Annotated in this window: 15 protein-coding genes; 4 read left to right on the forward strand and 11 right to left on the reverse strand. The window is 53.7% G+C overall.

Going from position 1 to position 19,879, the window contains the following annotated elements; translation table 11 throughout:
- Positions 1-4: 4 nt before the first annotated feature.
- Positions 5-1,078, forward strand: coding sequence for a CotH kinase family protein (locus BMY11_RS12465; protein WP_090576046.1), 1,074 nt, complete (start codon positions 5-7; stop codon positions 1,076-1,078).
- Positions 1,079-1,086: 8 nt separating this feature from the next.
- Here the strand turns inward: BMY11_RS12465 and cysK are convergent, their stop codons facing one another.
- The 5 genes from cysK to BMY11_RS12490 form a co-directional block, all read right to left on the reverse strand.
- On the reverse strand, positions 1,087-2,007 hold the full coding sequence (gene cysK / locus BMY11_RS12470; protein ID WP_090576049.1) for a cysteine synthase A: 921 nt from the start codon (positions 2,005-2,007) through the stop codon (positions 1,087-1,089).
- Positions 2,008-2,028: 21 nt separating this feature from the next.
- Complete coding sequence (locus BMY11_RS12475) at positions 2,029-3,360, reverse strand: MFS transporter (RefSeq protein ID WP_256217435.1); 1,332 nt, start codon at positions 3,358-3,360, stop codon at positions 2,029-2,031.
- 93 nt (positions 3,361-3,453) lie between these two features.
- Positions 3,454-4,032, reverse strand: coding sequence for a hypothetical protein (locus BMY11_RS12480; protein WP_090576052.1), 579 nt, complete (start codon positions 4,030-4,032; stop codon positions 3,454-3,456).
- 136 nt (positions 4,033-4,168) lie between these two features.
- A complete protein-coding gene (locus tag BMY11_RS12485) occupies positions 4,169-4,588 on the reverse strand; it encodes a DUF350 domain-containing protein (RefSeq protein ID WP_090576055.1) in 420 nt (139 codons plus the stop codon).
- A gap of 18 nt (positions 4,589-4,606) precedes the next feature.
- Complete coding sequence (locus tag BMY11_RS12490; protein ID WP_090576058.1) at positions 4,607-6,967, reverse strand: endonuclease MutS2; 2,361 nt, start codon at positions 6,965-6,967, stop codon at positions 4,607-4,609.
- Between the two features lie 176 nt (positions 6,968-7,143).
- Between BMY11_RS12490 and BMY11_RS12495 the strand changes: the two genes are divergently transcribed.
- The 3 genes from BMY11_RS12495 (at position 7,144) to BMY11_RS12505 (ending at position 8,910) form a co-directional block, all read left to right on the forward strand.
- Complete coding sequence (locus tag BMY11_RS12495; RefSeq protein WP_090576060.1) at positions 7,144-7,494, forward strand: phage holin family protein; 351 nt, start codon at positions 7,144-7,146, stop codon at positions 7,492-7,494.
- 121 nt (positions 7,495-7,615) lie between these two features.
- Positions 7,616-8,011: a cupredoxin domain-containing protein gene (locus BMY11_RS12500; protein ID WP_177182615.1), complete on the forward strand. Its 396-nt coding sequence runs from the start codon at positions 7,616-7,618 to the stop codon at positions 8,009-8,011.
- A 194-nt stretch (positions 8,012-8,205) separates the two neighbouring features.
- Positions 8,206-8,910, forward strand: coding sequence for an SDR family NAD(P)-dependent oxidoreductase (locus BMY11_RS12505; RefSeq protein WP_256217436.1), 705 nt, complete (start codon positions 8,206-8,208; stop codon positions 8,908-8,910).
- 118 nt (positions 8,911-9,028) lie between these two features.
- On the opposite strand, the gene BMY11_RS12510 is transcribed toward BMY11_RS12505, so the two are convergent.
- From BMY11_RS12510 to BMY11_RS12535, 6 genes are all read right to left on the reverse strand, one after another.
- Positions 9,029-13,330 (reverse strand): hypothetical protein, encoded by a 4,302-nt coding sequence (locus tag BMY11_RS12510; protein WP_090576067.1) that lies wholly within the window; start codon positions 13,328-13,330, stop codon positions 9,029-9,031.
- A 255-nt stretch (positions 13,331-13,585) separates the two neighbouring features.
- Positions 13,586-16,033, reverse strand: a complete 2,448-nt coding sequence (pheT, locus tag BMY11_RS12515) for a phenylalanine--tRNA ligase subunit beta (RefSeq protein ID WP_090576070.1) — start codon at positions 16,031-16,033, stop codon at positions 13,586-13,588.
- A gap of 18 nt (positions 16,034-16,051) precedes the next feature.
- A complete protein-coding gene (pheS, locus tag BMY11_RS12520) occupies positions 16,052-17,083 on the reverse strand; it encodes a phenylalanine--tRNA ligase subunit alpha (RefSeq protein ID WP_090576073.1) in 1,032 nt (343 codons plus the stop codon).
- Positions 17,084-17,457: 374 nt separating this feature from the next.
- Entirely contained in the window at positions 17,458-18,207 is a 750-nt protein-coding gene (locus BMY11_RS12525) for a YcnI family copper-binding membrane protein (RefSeq protein WP_090576076.1), read from the reverse strand.
- Between the two features lie 109 nt (positions 18,208-18,316).
- Positions 18,317-19,021 (reverse strand): response regulator, encoded by a 705-nt coding sequence (locus BMY11_RS12530; RefSeq protein WP_090576079.1) that lies wholly within the window; start codon positions 19,019-19,021, stop codon positions 18,317-18,319.
- Entirely contained in the window at positions 19,018-19,875 is an 858-nt protein-coding gene (locus BMY11_RS12535; RefSeq protein WP_090576083.1) for a sensor histidine kinase, read from the reverse strand. The genes BMY11_RS12530 and BMY11_RS12535 overlap by 4 nt, the downstream gene beginning before the upstream one ends.
- Positions 19,876-19,879: the final 4 nt, after the last annotated feature.

A 19,879-nucleotide genomic window follows, 5' to 3' on the forward strand; every position in this document is an offset into this window, starting at 1 on the left:
TCTAATGTCCGGGGAAGGACTGCCTACTCGTAAAATAACAATTGACCTCGAAGATTTGCGGAGGCTGGAATCGGACGTTTGGAGCAACGAGTTCGCTCCCGTCAAGCTGGAGATGAACGGCGTCGTGATGGATGCCCAGCTTCGGTTCCGCGGCGGTCACACACGCAACTATCCGAAGAAATCGTATGAGATCCATTATGGATACAATCAAATTCTGCACTGGAATGCCGAGTTTGACGATCCATCCATGATACGCAACGCGCTCTCTTTTCAATTTTTCAATCTGATGGGTGTCCCTTCGCCAAAGACGAAGCATATGTGGCTCGAATGGAACGGCAATCCTCATGGCTGTTACTTAGAGCTGGAATCCGTTGATTCGAGGTTCTTCCGCAAGCGGGGAATTGGCGCGAGATCACTGATCTATGCTGTTAATGACAAAGCAAACTTCAGCAACATCGACCCTTATACGGACGCGGAGAAGGAGACTATGTTCGAAGGATATCGGGTCATGAAAGGAACGGATTATACACGAACGAAGCTTGTTCGCTTCATAAGGCGTATTAACCGGCCGGCGAATTCATCGCTGCGGACTTATTTGGCGAACCGTCTTGACGTCTATTTATACTTGAAATGGCTCGCAGGCGCGGTATTGACCGGCAACTACGACGGGTTCGACCAGAACTACGCGCTGTATGAACATACAAGCACGGGCAGATACCGGATCATTCCGTGGGATTATGAAGGTACATGGGGGAGAAACTGCTACGGCAAATTATGCGGCAGTGATCTTGTCGATGTGAAGGGGTACAACACGCTTACATGGAAGGTGCTTTCTTATAAGTCTTGCAGGCAGGCTTATCGCAAAATCCTCTCGAATATGCTCGCAACCAAATTCACTGTCGAAACGATTGAGCCGATGATTGCGAACCTGTATGAGAAGCTCGGACCTGCGATTCGGGATGATTTTACGCGCAAATGGCCCTATTACGCCTTCGAACAGGAGCCGCAGACTTTCCTGGACTACATTGAAGAACGCAGGGCCATTGTGCAAGAAGTGCTCGATACGTGGAAAGATTAAGCTAATTATTATTCAAATAGTCCCATACTTAAATACCGCTCGCCGCTGTCCGGCGCGATACAAAGCACACGCCCGCCTTCTCCAATACGGCGGGCTTGCTCCATTGCCGCCCATACGGAAGCACCAGAGGACGGACCAAGCAGCAGCCCTTCCTCTCTGGCAAGACGACGCATCGTCACAATAGCATCATCATCGGACACTCGAACGATTTCGTCATACACCGATGTGTTCAGAATAGCCGGTACGAAGCCCGGACTTGTGCCAACGAGCTTATGCGGCCCTGGCTTACCTCCCGACAATACTGGAGAACCAAGCGGCTCAACGACAGCGACGTACAGTCCTGGCAGCGCATCCTTAAGCGTCTCGCCAGTTCCGGTAATTGTTCCTCCGGTACCTGCTGAAGCGACAAACACATCGAGCCTGCCTCCTGTTTGACGCAAAATCTCCTGCGCCGTCGTAACGCGATGAATGTCCGGATTCGCGTGATTCTCGAATTGGTTTGGGATATAGCTGCCCGGACGCTCTGCTTGCAGCTCGAATGCACGTTTGATCGCGCCTGGCATACGCTCGGAGGCAGGCGTCAGCTCGACCTCCGCTCCATATGCCTTGAGCAGGCCGATCCGTTCCTTGCTCATATTGTCCGGCATGACCAGAATTAGTTTATAGCCCTTGGCTGCAGCATTCATCGCTAGGCCGATGCCGGTGTTGCCGCTAGTCGGCTCGATAATCGTCGCTCCCGGAGCAAGAATGCCTTCCTGTTCTGCGGTGGCAATTAACGAGAACGCAGCACGGTCCTTCACGCTTCCGCTCGGGTTGAATCGCTCAAGCTTCACGAGCACTTCAGCCATACCAGGCAGCCTAAGCCTTCTTAATGCGACGACCGGCGTCTCGCCGATCAGTTCAGTTACGTCGTTTACAATACGGGGCATACACAGCCCTTCCCTTCCCCATCAGCCTCTCGAAGGAGAGGCACGTTCTTTATCAACAGGCTTCGTGCGAAGCAGCGGACGCATGAGCAGCCAGCCGAGAATCGGAAAAGCACCAACAGCCAGCATAAGCGAAGGCACGACATACGGAGAGCGGTCAATGAACGGCAGAACGATTAAATATGCCGTTACGCCGATCACTCGACCGACCGTCAGCCCTGCCTCCCTTAGAATGACGAACTCCTCCCGCTGCTTCGCGCTGTCTTCATCCCTTCCGATGAGATCGAATACAGCCGATGTCATCGGTATAATATAGAGCGGCATGAATAGTGCCGTTCCAAGACCAAAGATAAGCAGTGTCCGGTAATTCAGCGGCATGAAGAGCACGACTACGATTGCCGTTATCGCAATCGAGCCGATCATCATGGCGACACGTCTTCGATTCGGCTTCAGCATCCGGCCAATAAGCCAGAAGCTTACGAGCGCGACGAGCGACGTAATTAAGGAGAAATTGCCGAGCTTCCCTTCATTCTTCGTCGCAATGTAGACAAGCAGGCCGATGAAGAACATAAAGACGCCTTCTCGCACCCCTTGCGCAATGATCGCCGGGACCGCCAGTCGCCAATGGTTGCCGTGCTCACGCAACACGCGAAAACCGTGAAACCATTCATACGTACCGCTTGACTCCCGCTTCTTCAGCCAGAAGCTGAGCACAACCGCCACGGCAAAGATGACAGACGACACCGTAAAAATAATACTGTACCCGCGCTCGCCCTGATTGATTGTGATGAGCCAGCCCGAAATCCAAGGCGCGATAATGCCTGCACCTGACCCGAGCAATCCGGCCCATCCGTTGAACCGGTCGCGGTTGCCAGGCTCGGTAATCTCGAAATAGACAACGTTGAACGCAAGCCAGAAGCATCCATTGCCAATTCCAATCAGCAAGCCGAGCGGCACAATATAAGAAATAGCCGTTTTTCCAAGCAGCAGCACGACCAAATAGAAAACTCCGGACAGCGCAACGCCGAGCCGGAGGCTGTTCATTTTGTTATGCTCCTTCACCCATTTGCCAGCCAGCCAGAAAGTGAGGCCGCTTACGACGAACTGGGTTAAATTGAACCAGCCGATCAGCGCGAACGAACCGCTCGCTTTCCATAGATAGACTGGCAGAAACGTGCCGGACAGCGCGTTCGCTATACCGAGCAGCGCTTGAACCGCGAGCAACACAATCGCTTGGCTATCGAGCGCGCGGCTGTCCATATTTCGCTTGTTTCCTTCATTCGATACGATGCGTTGCTTTTCTCGCGTTTTACCTGCATGCCAGCGTGATTGCACGGAATGTTTGCCTTGCTCCAATCGTGAATCCCTCCCGCCTGCTGCATCCCTAAAGCTGCAGCCTTCTAGGCGTAAGTTTCCCCCATATGGGATGCGGCATGCCGGAAAATCCTTCTAGTCCTCCAAATTTGTAGCTTTGGATAACAAGCTGACCAGACGTTCTTGACCCTTCACGGACAATCGGTTCTGCGTGTGGAAGCAGGAAGGACATACATAGAGCACTAGCTCGAACGGCGCTTCTAGAATTGGCTCACCTAGAGCAGCAGACACTTTTGGCGTAAACCGTTTCTCCTTCACAGTCTGCGTGCCCGCTTCGATCATAAACTCACGGCAGGACGGACATTCAGGCGCTTCTAGCTGATCGTCCAATATGCGGTTCATCGTCTCTTCAAGCGCAAGCTGGTCACGGTTATACGGTCTCAGCTCGGATAAGTCATGCGAATGAGAATGCGAACCTTCACCTTCACCTTCATCTTCATATTCTTCTTCCCAATCGGTGTCGTCCTCTTGTTCATTCGAATCCACTGTGTCTGTTTCTTCATCTTCCAGCTCCATACCGATTTGAAGCGTACGGTAGCCGGACAGCTCATTCTCACAATGCGGGCAATTACGCTCTGGGCCAATTTCTTCATCCCATACGATCTCGGTATGACACCAAGGACAGATCGCGTGATCTTCGTGTTTCTCGTTCATTGTTGTTTCTCTCCCTATACAAATTATTGAAGCAAATATACGACGCCAAAAATAACGAAAAGTGCGGCAAGCGCAAACAACGTTCCCCATAAATATTTCATTTGTTTAGCAACAGCCTTTCAACAATTAATGAAAGCTACGCAATCGTAGCGCCAATGACGTAAGAAAGCGATATCGAAATGATCATGGCAATAAATCCGACAGCCTTATTGTCCTTCTGAATCTCATCGTCGATCCGGAATACAGGCGTCAGAAATTCGAATAAGAAATATGCAGCAATCAGCAGCGCGAAACCGAACGTCGCCCACACAATGCTCTGGTAGACGGTCTCGTTCGCCTCAATCGAGAAGCGGAACAAATTGCAGATGCCGAAGATTTTGCCTCCGGTCGCCATCGCAACAGCCATATTCCCGCGCTTGATCTCTTGCCAACACTTATATTTGGTTACAAATTCAAAGAAGAACAGAAACACCAGCAAGGCAAGCACCGCTACTGACACATAAGCTAGCGATGCCGCAAACGTATTGCTGAGCAATTGATCGATTTCTTGTTCCATCTATTTGCCCTCGCTTTGTTACTTCAATTCTGCAACCGTAACGCCCGCGCCGCCTTCGCCATATCTGCCGAGACGGTAGCTCTTCACATGCTTATGTCTGCGCAGAAAATCGCTGATTCCGGTCCGCAGTACGCCCGTGCCAATGCCGTGGATAATAAACACTTGCCCGAAGCCCGCCAAGAACGACTCGTCGAGGAACCGATCCACCTCAATCATCGCTTCCTCTAAGTTCGATCCGCGCAGATCCAGCTCGGAACGCACATTCTCATCGCGAGTACGCTTGAGGCTAGCGGAAATCTTCGGCTGCGCCTTGTTCGCTTCCGCACGTTTCACAAGCTCCAAGTCGCTAACCGCAACCTTCATCTTCATAATGCCGAGCTGCACAAAAGCATCGTTGCCTGACAGCTCCACAACATGTCCGCGCTGATTCAAGCTGTACACCATGACCTCGTCGCCGTTCTCAATCTGCTGCGGCTTTGCAGTCTTCTGCTTCGTACCAGCCGCTTTGCGCTTCTCTGGCATCGCTTCATCTAGCTTACGGCGTGCTTCGATCAGCTTGTGATCCTTCACCGCCGCGCCTTCCTCTTGCGCGAGCTTGCGCAGATCCGCGATGATGTCTTCCGCTTCGCGCCTCGCCTTCAGTAGCACTTCGCGCGCATCATCCTGCGCCTTCGCGAGCAACCGCTCGCGCTGCTCCTCAAACTTCTGCAGCTCCGCTTCATGCCGCGTACGCTCCGCCTCCAGCTGCTTGCGCAGCGCTTCGGCTGTGTTGCGCTCAGCCTCGGCACCGATTCGATTCTCCTCCAAGGAGGCGATCATCGACTCGACGCGCATATCTTCTTCGCTCACTTCGCCGCGCGCGTGATCTATAATGGTCCGCGTAAGGCCAAGCCGCTCCGCAATCGCGAACGCGTTGCTTCGGCCAGGAACTCCGATGAGCAAGCGGTAGGTTGGGCTCAGCGTCGCAATATCAAACTCCATGCTCGCATTGATTACGCCTTTGCGGTTGTAAGCATAAGCTTTCAATTCACTGTAGTGCGTTGTCGCTATGATACGGCATCCGAGCTTATGCATATGCTCGAGAATCGCAATCGCTAGTGCAGAGCCTTCCGCCGGATCGGTTCCTGCACCAAGCTCATCGAGCAGAACAAGACTCTTCGGCGTCATATTGCTCAAGATTCGGATAATATTCGTTAAGTGGCTGGAGAACGTACTTAGGCTCTGCTCGATGCTTTGCTCATCGCCAATATCGGCATAGATCGCATCAAATACGCATAGCTGGCTGCCGTCTTCAGCCGGTACGAACAAGCCGGACATCGCCATCAGGCTGAGCAATCCGATCGTCTTCAGTGAGACCGTCTTACCGCCCGTGTTCGGACCTGTTACGATAATCGCCGTGTAGTTGTTGCCAAGCTCGACATCAATCGGCACCACATGCTCGCGAGCAATAAGCGGATGGCGACCGCGGCGCAGCTTCAGGAAGCCTCTGTCATTCATGAGTGGCAGCGTTGCCCCCATCGTATGTGCAAGACGCGCTTTGGCAAAGGCAAAATCAAGCTGTCCGAGCACATCCATATCCAGCATCAACTCATCCGCATATTCCGCTGTCAGTGCAGTCAGCTTTTGCAGGATTTTCTCAATTTCCCGCTCCTCCGCAAGCCGCAGCTCACGCAGTTTATTGTTCATGACAACAATCGCTTCCGGCTCGATGAACAGCGTCGCACCAGAGCCCGATTGATCGTGGACGATGCCTCCGAAATTCGAACGGTATTCCTGCTTCACTGGAATGACATAGCGGTCGTTCCGGATCGTAATAATGGCATCCTGCAGCATCTTCTGCACAGATGAAGAACGAATCATGCCCTCAAGCTTCTCGCGTACGCGAGATTCACCGCTGCGCAGCTCTCTACGGATATTAGCGAGCTCGGCGCTTGCGCTATCCATCACTTCCGCCTGATCATCAATACAGAAGAAGATTGCGTCTTCCAAAGCTTTATGCTCGGTCAACTGCTCAACCATGGCCGCAAGAAGCGGAACCGAATGGTCATCATGAAGCTGCTCAACATGGCGTTTCACCCGGCGCGAACCGCGAACGGTCTCCGCAATTTCCAGTAGCTCCCCGGGGTTTAGCGTACCGCCGATCTTCGAACGAAGCAGGGACGGCTTAATATCGACAACACCGCCGAATGGCGCACTGCCTTTGAGCCGATCGGCTTTATAGGATTCATCCGTAATGGCTAGGGAATGCTTCACCATCTCCAAATCGGAGTTTGGTTGGAGCGCCTGAACAGCTGCTTTTCCAAGTGATGTCGCAGCATGCTGCTCTAATTTATTTACAATTTTGGCATAATCGAGTGTGTGTAATATTTTGTTGTCCAAGCGGGCACAACTCCTCTCGTTTCTTATTATAGCGGAAGGAAGCAGTCTATGCCATGACAAGCGATGCACCCATGAATGACAGTTACAAAAAAGGTAACACTACATGTACACGAGGAGTAACACCATCTCCGAGTAAGGAAGCTCTTCCAAAAAATAGGTACAGGAGGTTTTCCGTAATGCATTTTCTGGGTCATGTAGTTAGATTCGTTGTATCAGCGATTGTATTAATGATCGTCGGTTATATTGTGCCACAATTCAGTGTCGGCGGATTCTGGAGCGCTTTATTCCTCGCTCTTGTCATCGCAGCGCTAGGCTGGATTATTGAAGGTATTTTTGGCAAAAGAGTTACGCCATTCGGACGCGGTATCGTTGGCTTCCTATGCAGCGTACTCGTCATCTGGCTTGCACAGTTTATCGTCGGCGGTGTTCATGCGACATGGCTCGGCGCGATACTGGCAGCGCTTGTTATCGGGATCATCGACCTATTCATCCCCGTCAGCACGCCTTACGAGGCTGGACGCGAGTAAATAGAACGTTTCAAGCTACAGGCACTGCGCCTTCCCGTATTCAACAGATCGTCACAGTAATTTTACCCATGGCAAGGTATACTGGATACATTATTGATTCCAAGCTATGGAGGGTTATCTAGTGAAGAAATTACTGCTTATCGCTTTCATGATGGTTGCAGCGGTTCTTGTTCTGGCGGCTTGCGGCGAGAACAAATCTGACAATACGAATACAGGCGCAGGCGCCGGTGTAGAAGAAACAGGCACTGCGGCTTCGACCAAAATTACGATTAAAGCGAAACGTTACGAGTTCGAAAAGCCAGTCTATACGATCAAAAAAGGCGAGCCAACCGAAATTACGCTGAAATCGGAAGATGGCATTCACGGCATCGAAGTATCCGATTTGAACGGTCTGAAGATCGACAGCGACAAGCCGAAGGTTGTAACGATTAACGAACCAGGCGAATATGAATTCCACTGCGATATCATGTGCGGAAGCGGTCACTCTAAGATGATTGCGAAGCTGGTTGTTGAATAACACCTATAAACACCCATGAAACCGCCCTTCCGGGGCGGTTTTTATTATACCGATTCGTAATGCTGTCCATCAGAAAAGCTGATGAAGCGCCTCAATTGTCATCTATATTGGTTTTACCAGCAGTAACGTATAAGAAATCCTTATAGCCGTACTATTTCTTTCGATTGCCTGTTACTGCTACGATGTTGTCAACAATGATGCAAAGGGTGGTCTTCATGGGCAAGCTGAGTGGACAAGTAGCGGTAATTACAGGTGCGGGCACGGGACTCGGCAGGGCAACGGCAATTGATTTTGCACGGGAAGGCGCTCATGTCGCTCTGCTCGGCAGACGGTCCCACAAGCTCGAAGAAACAGCTGAACGGATCAGAAACGATGCAGCCGGCGAAGGTAAAGTACTTGTACTGGCATGTGATATTACGATTGAAGAGCAAGTAGAAGCTGCTATTGCACGGGTCATGGCCGAGCTAGGCAAGATTGATATTCTCGCGAACAACGCAGCAGTACTGGAGCCTGGCAAAGTCATTGAACTGACGGCTGCAGAGTGGGCGCTTCAGCTTAGCGTGAATTTGACGGGACCTTTCCTCATGACGCGAGGTGTCCTGCCAACTATGCGCGAGGCACGCTATGGCCGGATTATCAACATTACTTCCGGTCTTGCATGGAACGGTGCCGGTGGTTATGCCGCATACAGCGCATCCAAAGCAGGCCTCGAATCACTAACGCGGACGACGGCCGATGAAGAGCATGATTTCGGCATTCTCGTGAACGCGTTCAATCCGGGCACAGTTCGCAGCGAAATGCATGCAACAGGCAAGGATCCGCATCAAGTGACGTCTGAGCTTGTTCGCCTAGCCTCGCTTCCGCAGAACGGCGTGACGGGCTCGATCGTTACCCATTAATGAAGCATTAAAGTGAGGTAGTCGCGAAAATAAGGGCTATGTCCGTATGAGCAGGTTCCAGTAGAAACCTTCATACGTCCATAGCCCTTATTATGTTGGTACGGATGGAGCTTTTCTCTTAGTTGTCCGAGATAAGCTCAATCCACTCATTATACTCCGTTTGCAGCTTCGAGTATTCAATCTGCAGCTTGCTGTGCTCCGTTTGCAGCTTCGCATGTGACTCACGTTGCTGTTGCTCGGCTTGACCCGCTTCATGCAGCGCCGATTCTAGCTCCGCGAGACGTTCGCTAATTTGCTGCGCCTCCTGCTTCACTTTCATCGCATCCTCTTCGGTTAGCAGTAGCTGCTCAAGCAACCCTGCTTCCGCTTCCGCATGCGCTGCGGCTTCCCGCTTCGCAAGCTGAATCTCCGAATCAGCCGCCTGTACCTGATCATTCAGCTTCGAGGACGCTTCATCTGCGATCCGCTCGGCTTCCGCCATGTGCTGACGAGCTTCGCGCATCCATTCGAATGCGCGATCTTCAGCAGCTTGCAATCTGCTTGCAAGCTCTTCCTTCTGCTCAGCGAGCTGCTTCAGTTCCTGCTGCAGCGTATCACGATGTTCCACCAGCAGTTGGTGCTCATAATTGCTGCTTTCAGTTACCTGATGCGTTTCTTTCAGCTGTGCGCGTAGCTCTGCGAGCTGTTCTTCAAGCTCTTGCATCGCTTCAAGGCGGTGCTGGTCTTCCTGCTGGAAGGAGGCAAGCGCCTGTTCTATCTTAGATACTGCGTTCTCTCGCTCGTGAAGCTCTTGTTCAAGACGCTTTACTGTTTTGCGCAGTGAATCGTCCTGCTCAGCTGCTTCCAAGACGAACAGCTCTGCCTGCTCTTCTGCTTCCTTAAGCTTGGCTTGCAGCACGCTCAGCTCTCGTCCCGTTTCATCAAGCAATGAGGAGAGCGCTTCACGTTCGTTCTGCCACAAAGTCTTTGAACTCTCCGCAGCTTCTTCAAGCGTCGCATAACGAAGCGTTAGCTCCGCACGGACCGCGTCTAGCTCTTGCTTATATCTAGTGGCAACAGCTTCCGCCTCTTGCGATCCTTCTTGCAGTGCTTCCTCAAACAGCGCTTGACCAGTACTGCGCTCCTGCTCGAGCACAGTTGCAGCCTGTTTACGCTCTTTCTCAAGCTCAGCCTGATGCTTCTCGCGCATTTGTGCAATCGTTGCAGCTGCGTCTTCATTCGCCTCTGCTAGCGCTGCTGCAGCTTCTTCTCGCTCGGTTTCTAGTAAGCTTTGCAAGGCTACACGCAGCTCCGACAGCTGCTCCTCTGCCGCCGCGGCTGCTTGCGAAGCCTCACCGCGAATGCGGTCGAACCGCTCGCGCGCCGCTTGGCGAATACGCTCCACTTCCACCTCTGCATTCACGCGCGCTTGCTCCGCTTGCTGCTGCAGCTCTGCTCGCGTTTCCTCGAACATCTCCACTGCTGCAGCTGCTGCCGTCTCATGCATCAGACGTTCTTTGCTGAGCTCCTCGTCAAACGCGGCGAGCGCATCCGCTAGCTGCGCTTCTGCTGCTTGGCGTTCACTTGCAAGCTGCGCTTGAAGTACCGCACGTTCGCTCTCATGTTCTTCGCGAGCTGTGCGAAGTGCAATAGCTTGCTCTTCGAGCTCTAGCTCCTGCTCAAAGCGCTGCTCCGCCATCACTGCTCCCAGCTGCTCACGTAGCTGGGCAAGCTCCGCTGCTGCTGCATCGCGGAGTTCTGCCAGCTGCGCGGTAGCAGCTACTCGCTCGCGAGCCAGCTGTGCCCGGCCCGCTTCGAGCGCTTGCTCATGCTGTGCTTCAAGTGCCGCGCACTCGCGATCATGCTCTTCGCGAGCTGTGCGCAATGCGATGACTTGCACTTCGAGCTCGAGTTCCAGCTCGAAGCGCTGCTCCGCCATCGCCGCATCCAGCTGCTCACGCAGCTGCACAAGCTCTGCAGCTGCCAGTTCGCGCTCACTTGCCGCCTCGATTGCTGCCGATTCTATCGCTTGCTCAAGCCGTCCTTGCAATTCCGAACGGACCTGCTCTAGCTCAACGCGAGCCGACTCTTGCTCGCTCGCCAGTTGCTTCTGCAGCTCCGACTTTACTTGCTCAAGCAGGACGCGAGCAGTTTCCTGCTCATTCTCCCGCTCCGCCGTAAGCTCTACCCACACGCGCTCCAGCTCCGCTTGGGAGGCCGCAGCCGCATCACGCTCACTCGCGAGCTGCGCCTCAAGCTCGCCTTGCACCTGCGAGAGCTCCTCTGCCGCGGCTATAACCGCTGCGTTCATGCGCTCTTGCAGTTCGGCGCTTGTTCGCTCCAGTTCTACGCGCGCTGCCACGCGCTCGCTCTCTAGCTGAGCACGAACTCGCTCTTGCTCCGCCGCTACAGCTTCGCGTTCACTCGCGAGCTGCGCCTCAAGCTCACTGCGTACTCGCTCCTGCTCTTCACGCGCGACTTCACGCTCGAATCCAAGCGTCTCCTCTGCGTTCTTACGCTCGATGAGCAGCTTCACCTCAAGCTCGGTACGCACCTTCGCTTGCTCCGCTACCGTCTTACGCTCGCTCTCAACCTGTGCTAACAGCTCTTTTCGCACGCGTTCAAGCTCTTCACTCGCGACTTCACGCTCGAACTCGAGCGTCTCCTCTGCGTTCTCACGCACATTCACGAGCTGTGCTTCCAGCTCGACTCGTACTCGCTCTTGCTCCGCTGCCGCTGCTTCACGCTCGCTCGTGAGCTGTGCTTCCAGCTCAACTCGTACTCGCTCTTGCTCCGCTGCCGCTGCTTCACGCTCGCTCGTGAGCTGCGCTTCCAGCTCGACTCGTACTCGCTCCTGCTCCGCTGCCGCTGCTTCACGCTCGCTCGTGAGCTGTGCCTCAAGCTCGACTTGCACTCGCTCAAGCTCAGCCGCTGCTGACTCGCGCTCACTTGCAAGCTCCGCTGCCGCGGTGCGTGCCGCTTCTTCCAGGCGCCCTTGCAAAGCTGCGCTTGTCCGCTCCAGCACTTTACGCGCTGCCTCTCGCTCGCTCTCAAACTCGCCGAGTACTCGCTCTTGCTCTGCAGCTGCTGACTCGCGCTCACTTGCAAGCAGCTTCTCCAGCTCGACTCGTACTCGCTCCTGCTCTTCACGCGCGACTTCACGCTCGAATTCGAGCGTCTCGTCCGCTTTCAGACGCTCACTTGCCAGCTTCGCCTCCAGCTCGGCTCGTACTCGCTCTTGCTCCGCTGCCGCTGCTTCACGCTCGCTCGTGAGCTGTGCCTCAAGCTCGACTTGCACTCGCTCAAGCTCAGCTACTGCTGACTCGCGCTCACTCGCTAGCTTTACCTCAAGCTCAAAGCGTACTCGCTCTTGCGCCGCCGCAGCCTCGCGCTCGCTAGCTAGCAACGCCTCCAGCTCGCCGCGAACCCGCGCCAGCTCCGCTGATGCCGCCTCACGCTCGCTTGCAAGTACATCGGCCGCTACGCGGACCGCTTCTTCCATGCGCCCTTGCAGAGCAGCGCTTGTCCGCTCTAGCTCTTCGAGCGAAGACTCACGCTCGCTCTCAAGCTGCGCTTCCAATTCGCTTCGTAATCGCTCTTGTTCTTCTCGCGCTACTTCACGCTCGAACTCGAGCGTTTCTTCCGCGTTCTCGCGTTCACTCGCCAGCTTCACTTCCAGCTCGTCGCGAATCCGCGCCAGTTCCGCCGCTGCGGCATCACTTTCACTCGCGAGCTTTGCCTCCAGCTCACTTCGTACTCGTTCCTGCTCTCCCACAGCCGCCTCGCGTTCACTCGCCAGCTGCGCTTCCAATTCACTTCGTACTCGCTCTTGTGCTTCTCGTGCTACTTCACGCTCGAACTCGAGCGTCTCTTCAGCATTCACACGCTCGCTCGCGAGCAACGCCTCCAGCTCGCTTCGTACTCGTTCCTGCTCTCCCGCAGCCGCCTCGCGCTCGCTCGCCAGCTTCACTTCCAGCTCGTCGCGAACCCGCGCCAGTTCCGCCGCTGCGGCATCATTTTCACTCGCGAGTTTTGCCTCCAGCTCAGTTCGTACTCGCACTTGCTCATTACGCGCTGCTTGGCGCTCCGAAGCAAGCGTCTCCTCAGCATCCGCGCGTTCTGCATCGAACTGCTTCTGCAGTTCATCAAGCAGCAGCTTCAACTGCTCAAGCTCAGCAACCGCTACCTTGCGGCGCTGTTCGATCTCATGCATGTGCTCGTTCTCGCCGCGCAGCCGGAAAACATCTTCAGCCATATGTACGGCAGCAAGCATGGAAATTTTCGGTAAATCCAGCATGGGATATCCCTTTGCCAGCTTATGCATATTCTCATCAACAAGCGCGGCAATGCGCTTGATGTATTCGGGATTTGTATGTCCTGCTAGTTTAAATTGGTTACCGTATATATCAACCGTTACTCGTGTCCGATCGGCAGCGTTCATAGGGGTGATCCTCCTATAGGTTCATAAGTCAAAACTACAGTTCTATGCGACAATCGTTGCCATCATCCACATTCAATCAAGCAAAAAACGACGACTATTTTGCCTCCGATTCATACAAGGTCTTACAAATAGGATAAAGCCGCATCGAATATTCGTTCAGAGGCCGCACAGCACGTATCGCCTATTACTAAAATAGACAATATCCGTTTTTGCTTGGCAAAGAACTAATTCGATACGGCTTCCCGCATCTCCTGCCTATTTACGCAATTCTGCTGCAAAAGATTGTTCCAAGTTTGCTACAACCTTGCCGTGTAGCTCCGTTACTTCTTCATCAGTCAACGTACGCTCAGCATGGCGGTAAACGAGCGACAATGCGACACTCTTCTTGTCTGCGCCGAGCTTCTCGCCCATGTAGATGTCGAAGATGCGAACCGACTCAAGCAGCTCGCCAGCGGTCTCGCGAACAGCGCCAACCAGCTTGCCTGCTTCAACCTCAAGACTCAATACGACTGCAATGTCCCGCTCCATCGCTGGGTAGCGAGGCAACGCTTTGTATACAATATCGAAGCTCGTCGCATCATACAGCGGCGCCAGCTCTACTTCAAGCACATACGTATCGCCAAGATCGTGATCGTTCTGTGTCGTTGGGTGCAGTTGACCCATGTAGCCGATTGTCACAGGACCGCGTTCGCTATCGAACACAATGGCAGCCGTACGGCCCGGATGCATATGCTCCGGCTGTGCCGCCTCATAGCTGATGTCGCCACTTACGCCAAGCAGATCGACAATTGTTTCCATGATGCCTTTCAAATCGTAGAAGTCATACGCTTCTGCTTTGCGGTTCCAAGATGCCACATTTTTATTACCTGTAAGCAAAATCGCCAAACGATGCTTCTCATGCGGCAAGCGAGTAAGCTCCGCCTCATCTGTATGGAAGACGCTGCCGATCTCGAAGATCGCGGCATCATCATTCTTCCGGTTGCGATTGTACGTCGCCGTCTCAAGCAGTTGCGGCAGCAGACTTGTGCGAAGCACACTGCGGTCCTCGCTCATCGGCAGTGCCAGTCGAACAGGGAACAGATCTGCGCCAGTCAAAGCCGGGAACAGCTTCGTGCGGTCTGGATGCGTGAACGAATAGCTGATCACTTCATGAAGGCCTGCATCTGTCAGACGCTTACGCAGCTCGCGGCGGATTGCCTGCGGCTTCGTCAGCGCACCAGTTGTTGCTGAGCCTTCAATTGCAGTAGTTGGAATGTTATCGTATCCGAACAGACGGGCTACCTCTTCAATCAGATCGACGTCGCGCGTAATGTCGCCGCGGCGCGAAGGTGTCTGAACGGTAAATACCCCATCCGCCGACAATTCAAACGGGAATTGCAAACGACCGAAGATTGTCTCGACTTCAAGCTTCGACAGCTCCGTGCCGAGGTAACGGTTGATTTTATGGAGAGATACGCTGACAACGGTTTGCTTCGGTTGCTCTGTAAGCTCTTCGACGATGCCTTCAAGCACAAGACCGTCCGCATACTTCTCCATCAGTGCCGCTGCGCGATTAAGCGCAGGCACGACACGCGCCGGGTCTACGCCTTTCTCGAAACGAACGCTCGATTCCGAGCGAAGACCGACTTGGCGGGATGTCTTGCGGATCGTTCCGCCGTCGAAGCGAGCCGATTCCAGCAGAATATTGACCGTGCCGTCAGTAACTTCCGTTGTCGCACCGCCCATTACGCCTGCGAGCGCAATCGGCTCGCTGCCATTCGTAATGACGAGCATGCTCGAATCCAGCTTGCGCTCCCCGCCGTCAAGTGTTTCCAGCACTTCGCCGTCATGCGCCATACGGACAACGATACGTCCACCTGCTACTTTATCTGCATCGAATGCGTGTAGCGGTTGACCGTATTCGAGCAGAACGTAGTTCGTAATATCAACGACGTTGCTGATTGGGCGAATGCCTGCAGCCATAAGGCGGTTCTGCATCCATTGCGGTGAAGGACCGATCTTAACGCCTTTAATATAACGTGCGGAATAGTGCGAGCACTGCTCCTTCGCTTCAATGCGGACGGACACATGCGCAGAAGTCAGCTCTGCCGCATCGCTTACGCGATTGTCCGGCAGCTTAACTTCACGGCCTGTCAGCGCGCCTACTTCATAAGCAACGCCAAGCATGCTCAGGCAGTCCGAACGGTTCGGTGTCAGATCAAGCTCCAGCACTTCATCATCAATAGCCAGCACATCAAGAATCGACGCGCCTACTTTAGTACCTTCAGGCAGAACGAGAATGCCTTCCTGCTGCTCCTTAGGAAGCAGCTTCTCGTTAAGGCCAAGCTCCTTCGCTGAACAGATCATCCCCTGGGATTCAACACCGCGCAGCTTAGCGCGCTTAATTGCAAAGTCGCCAGGAAGCACTGCGCCGATTGTTGCTACCGGAACGAGCTGGCCTGCCGCAACGTTCTTCGCGCCGCACACGATTTGCAGCACTTCCGGGCCGCCAACATCAAGTGTACATACGCTCAGCTTATCTGCATCCGGATGCTTTTCACGAGTTAGCACATGACCAACTACGACGCCGGCTTTAACGCCTTTGTTACGGTTTTCAACGACGTCAATCTCAATACCGCCGCTTGTCATCAGTTCCGCCAGCTGCTCGCCGGTGTAACCGTTCAGATCTATATATTCACTTAGCCATTTATAAGAAACATTCATCTTTAGTTAGCCTCCTTCTCACATTCGGACAAACTGGCTCAGGAAGCGCAGATCGTTCGTATAGAAATGACGAATATCGTCGATGCCGTACTTGAGGAGCGCGATACGCTCTACGCCCATACCGAATGCGAAGCCGCTGACTTCGTTCGGATCGTAGCCGCCCATCTCGAGCACACGTGGGTGAACCATGCCGCAGCCGAGAATTTCGAGCCAACCGGTCTGCTTACACATCCGGCAGCCATGACCGCCGCATTGTACGCAAGTGACATCCACTTCAGCGCTTGGCTCTGTGAATGGGAAGAAGCTCGGACGCAGACGAATTTGCGCCTGCTTGCCGAACATTTGCTGCACGAATTGCAGCAATGTGCCTTTCAAGTCGCTCATACGGATGTTCGGCCCGATTACGAGGCCTTCAATCTGATTGAACTGGAACGAATGCGTCGCATCGTCATCGTCTCGACGATAAACTTTGCCCGGGCAAATCACTTTAACTGGCTTGCCGTTCATCGCTTTCATCGTGCGAACTTGCACCGGCGATGTGTGCGTACGCATCAGAATATCTTCCGTTACGTAGAACGAATCCTGCATATCGCGCGCAGGGTGGTTCTTCGGCAGGTTTAGCGCCTCGAAGTTATAGTAGTCGGACTCAACCTCAGGACCTTCCGCAATGGTATAGCCCATGCCGATAAAAGCATCCTCGATCTCCTGCGCCACCTTGTTAAGCGGGTGGATCGCGCCTGCGCCAAGCTTCTTGCCTGGCAGCGTGACATCAATGGTTTCCTCGCGAAGGCGATTCTCTGTCTCTGCTTGCTGGAATGCAGCCTGCTTCGTCTCGATGACTTCTTCGATTGCCGCGCGGACTTCGTTGCCGACTTGCCCGATAATCGGACGCTCTTCAGCGCTCAGAGCACCCATACCGCGAAGAATTTCGGTGAGCGCACCTTTTTTGCCTAAATATTTGACCCGCAAATCATTCAATTGCTGCGGCCCGGCTACTTGCTGCAGCTCCTGCAGCGCCTCGGCGCGCAATGCTTCCAAACGCTCTTTCATCTTCTGACCATTCCTCTCTTAAACAAATAAAAAACGGTCCTCTCTCCCCGTAAGGGACGAAAGAACCGTGTTACCACCCTAGTTCGAACTCCTCCGCTATCAATCCTCGCGGAAAAATTCCTCAAACTCCGGATATCGGCCGGAAAACCGGTACTCTCTACAAAGCTGTAGCTTTAGCAGCCACGCCCTTCAAGAGTCTGCTCGGAAGCGAACTTCGGCAGCCTGATTTCCTAAAGACGCTCTCAATCTGTGGCGTCTTCTCCCTGTTAAGAAAGCACTGCGTACTCTTCTTCCTCATCGCATTTAAGATATATAACTTCTATTATAAGTAATTATACTGTCACAGCGCAAGTCTTCTCCGCGAAAAGCTTGGATTAACGTTTCTTCCGTGTTGCCGCCACGACAAGCGCTGCCGCTGCAAGCACCACTGCTGCAATTGCAAGACCAAGCGTGACATTCGCTTTCGTACTGTCATCATCTGCTGTCATTGGCTGAGCTGTCTCTTGTGCCGAAGCAGATGCATCGTTCGTTGCTGCATTGCCAGTGGAGGTGTTGCTCGATCCCGCAGAAGCATTCGACGTTGCTGCGTTCTTGTCGCCAGCCGGCTCTGCCGATGTGCCGTTGCCGTGACTGTCCCCTTCTCCTGCAGCCGCCGCTGTAACCTTCGTTACGGAAGCTGGGTATTCCGCATCTTCGCCGCCAACCCATTCCACTAACGCTTTGTCGCTATACGTTTGGTACGCTTTCCATACGAGCTGTGTCGCGTCCTGTGCAACTTTGCCGGATACGCGGAAATCCGTAAACTCCGTCTGCGACAAGCCTGCGCCTTCCGCAGTCCACGTAATCGCGGTGATCGCCTTCGTATCTGCGTTGCGCTCAAGCTCGTATTTCCAGCCTGTTTTTGGCTCCACGCGGCTTACTTTTACACCGTCAGGCACTTTTACTTTAATAACCGTTGTTGTTACGTTCTCTTTCTCGCTCGGTACGCGAACCGAGAAGACTTGATAGCTGTTCTGCTCCGCTGTAGGAGGCTGCACCGTAACGTGCGCGCTTGCGATGCCTGCGAACAGGAATAGGGATAGTGCTGTTAGTGTAAGTACGGACCATTTTTTCAACTTATTCATTGTGGATTGCTCCTCCTCTTTATTCTCTACAGAGGAGTATAGCCCAGATTAATTTGGAGGGCATGACTCGATAGGGCTATATGATTGTTACAATAAATTGTCGGCTTGTTCATTTCTTCGGAATTAAACCCTTCTCAATCGCATAACGCGTAAGCTGAACCCTGTTATCCAAGTGAAGCTTCTGCAAAATGTTCTTCAGATGGTTCTTCACTGTATGCTCCGAAATGCCGAAGCTCTCCGCAATCTGCCGGTTGGAGCTGCCTGATGCGACCCCTTCAAGCACTTCGCGCTCGCGATGCGTCAGTGCGGTATGGTACGCTTCCTCCTCGGATGATCCTGCGCTGCTTCCCCCGCTTAGCGGTGTCCCGATTCCCTTGCTCCCGCCGTTAAACTCCTGCAGCATCCGAAACGCCAGCTCTTTGGACAGCGGCGCCTCGTCAATCGCTACGGCGCGAAGGTATTCTAGCCACGCCGAAGGCGACAAGTTCTTAAGCAGGTAGCCTTGCGCCCCGCGCTTGATTGCTTCGAACAAATCGCTAATATCATCAGATACAGTCACCATAATGATCTTTATCCGAGGATCGATCGCTTTGATATGCTGCGTCGCTTCCATCCCGTTCATCACAGGCATATTTATATCCATCAAGACAAGATCCGGAACGAGCTCGGCAGCTAGCCTGACCGCCTCTTCACCGTTTACCGCTTCCCCTATAATGAAGAAATCCGCATCCCCGCTGACAATATCCCGCATTCCTTCACGACCATGCGGATGATCGTCCGCCAGCAGGACTGTAATCTGCTTCTGCTCGCTCATCGATTGGACGCCTCCTTGATGACTTCTACTGTTGTGCCATGCGTGAGCTCATCTCGGCTTCGCACATGAAATTGCCAGCCCATTGCTTCTGCGCGGTCACGCATCATACGAATGCCGTATCGTCCTTTAGCGCCGAGCTGCTCAGGAAGCGCGCCAATGCCGTCATCCGTAATTGTGCAGTGGAAGTCAGCTCCATTAGACTCGCTTTCAGGCACGGCGCGCACAATCAGCTGCGTCGCATGCGCATGCTTCTGCACGTTCAGCATCGCCTCGCGGACGATTGCGAGCAGCTCCACCTTCTCTTTGCCGCTGAGCCGACTGTCTCCCAGTCGCCAATCCAGCTGCGCATCCAGTCCGCCGAGCCGCAGCTCCTCCGCCATCTCCCGGACTGCCTGCATCCACTGCACGTCCGTTCGGGATGGCTCACTTCGCAGACTTGCAATAGATTGGCGCACATCTTCATAAACATGGCGGACGGTGCGCCGCAGCTGCTGCGCCGTCTCCATGACCTGCTCATTGTCCTTCGCCTGCTCAAGCTTGTCGAGCTTCACTGACAAGAGGAAGAGCGACTGCGATATGCCGTCATGCAGCTCGCGCGCCAGCTGCTCGCGTTCCATGAACGCCGCTTTGGCAGATTTGGCCTGCTGCAGCGACTCGTTCGTTTCTTCCAGCATTCGAAACAGCTTGATGACGAGCGTCGCCGTTACTGTCATAACGAGGACAGGCGTTAACCAATTGCCAAGCTCCATCGATACATATGGCAACAGGATCGTATGCCTAAGGTATTCCCACAGCGCAATCGTCAACGTCGGCGTCCACAATATAAACCATTTGATCCGTTTATACGACGACATTCGC

It is taken from the genome of Paenibacillus sp. OV219, assembly GCF_900110075.1.
Lineage (GTDB): Bacteria > Bacillota > Bacilli > Paenibacillales > Paenibacillaceae > Paenibacillus_Z.

Coding starts and splice junctions, on each gene's coding strand:
- BMY11_RS12465 (WP_090576046.1), top strand. CDS start 5: ATGTCCGGGGAAGGACTGCCTACTCGTAAAATAACAATTGACCTCGAA.
- cysK (WP_090576049.1), bottom strand. CDS start 2,007: ATGCCCCGTATTGTAAACGACGTAACTGAACTGATCGGCGAGACGCCG.
- BMY11_RS12480 (WP_090576052.1), bottom strand. CDS start 4,032: ATGAACGAGAAACACGAAGATCACGCGATCTGTCCTTGGTGTCATACC.
- BMY11_RS12485 (WP_090576055.1), bottom strand. CDS start 4,588: ATGGAACAAGAAATCGATCAATTGCTCAGCAATACGTTTGCGGCATCG.
- BMY11_RS12495 (WP_090576060.1), top strand. CDS start 7,144: ATGCATTTTCTGGGTCATGTAGTTAGATTCGTTGTATCAGCGATTGTA.
- BMY11_RS12505 (WP_256217436.1), top strand. CDS start 8,206: ATGATGCAAAGGGTGGTCTTCATGGGCAAGCTGAGTGGACAAGTAGCG.
- BMY11_RS12510 (WP_090576067.1), bottom strand. CDS start 13,330: ATGAACGCTGCCGATCGGACACGAGTAACGGTTGATATATACGGTAAC.
- pheT (WP_090576070.1), bottom strand. CDS start 16,033: ATGAATGTTTCTTATAAATGGCTAAGTGAATATATAGATCTGAACGGT.
- pheS (WP_090576073.1), bottom strand. CDS start 17,083: ATGAAAGAGCGTTTGGAAGCATTGCGCGCCGAGGCGCTGCAGGAGCTG.
- BMY11_RS12525 (WP_090576076.1), bottom strand. CDS start 18,207: ATGAATAAGTTGAAAAAATGGTCCGTACTTACACTAACAGCACTATCC.
- BMY11_RS12530 (WP_090576079.1), bottom strand. CDS start 19,021: ATGAGCGAGCAGAAGCAGATTACAGTCCTGCTGGCGGACGATCATCCG.
- BMY11_RS12535 (WP_090576083.1), bottom strand. CDS start 19,875: ATGTCGTCGTATAAACGGATCAAATGGTTTATATTGTGGACGCCGACG.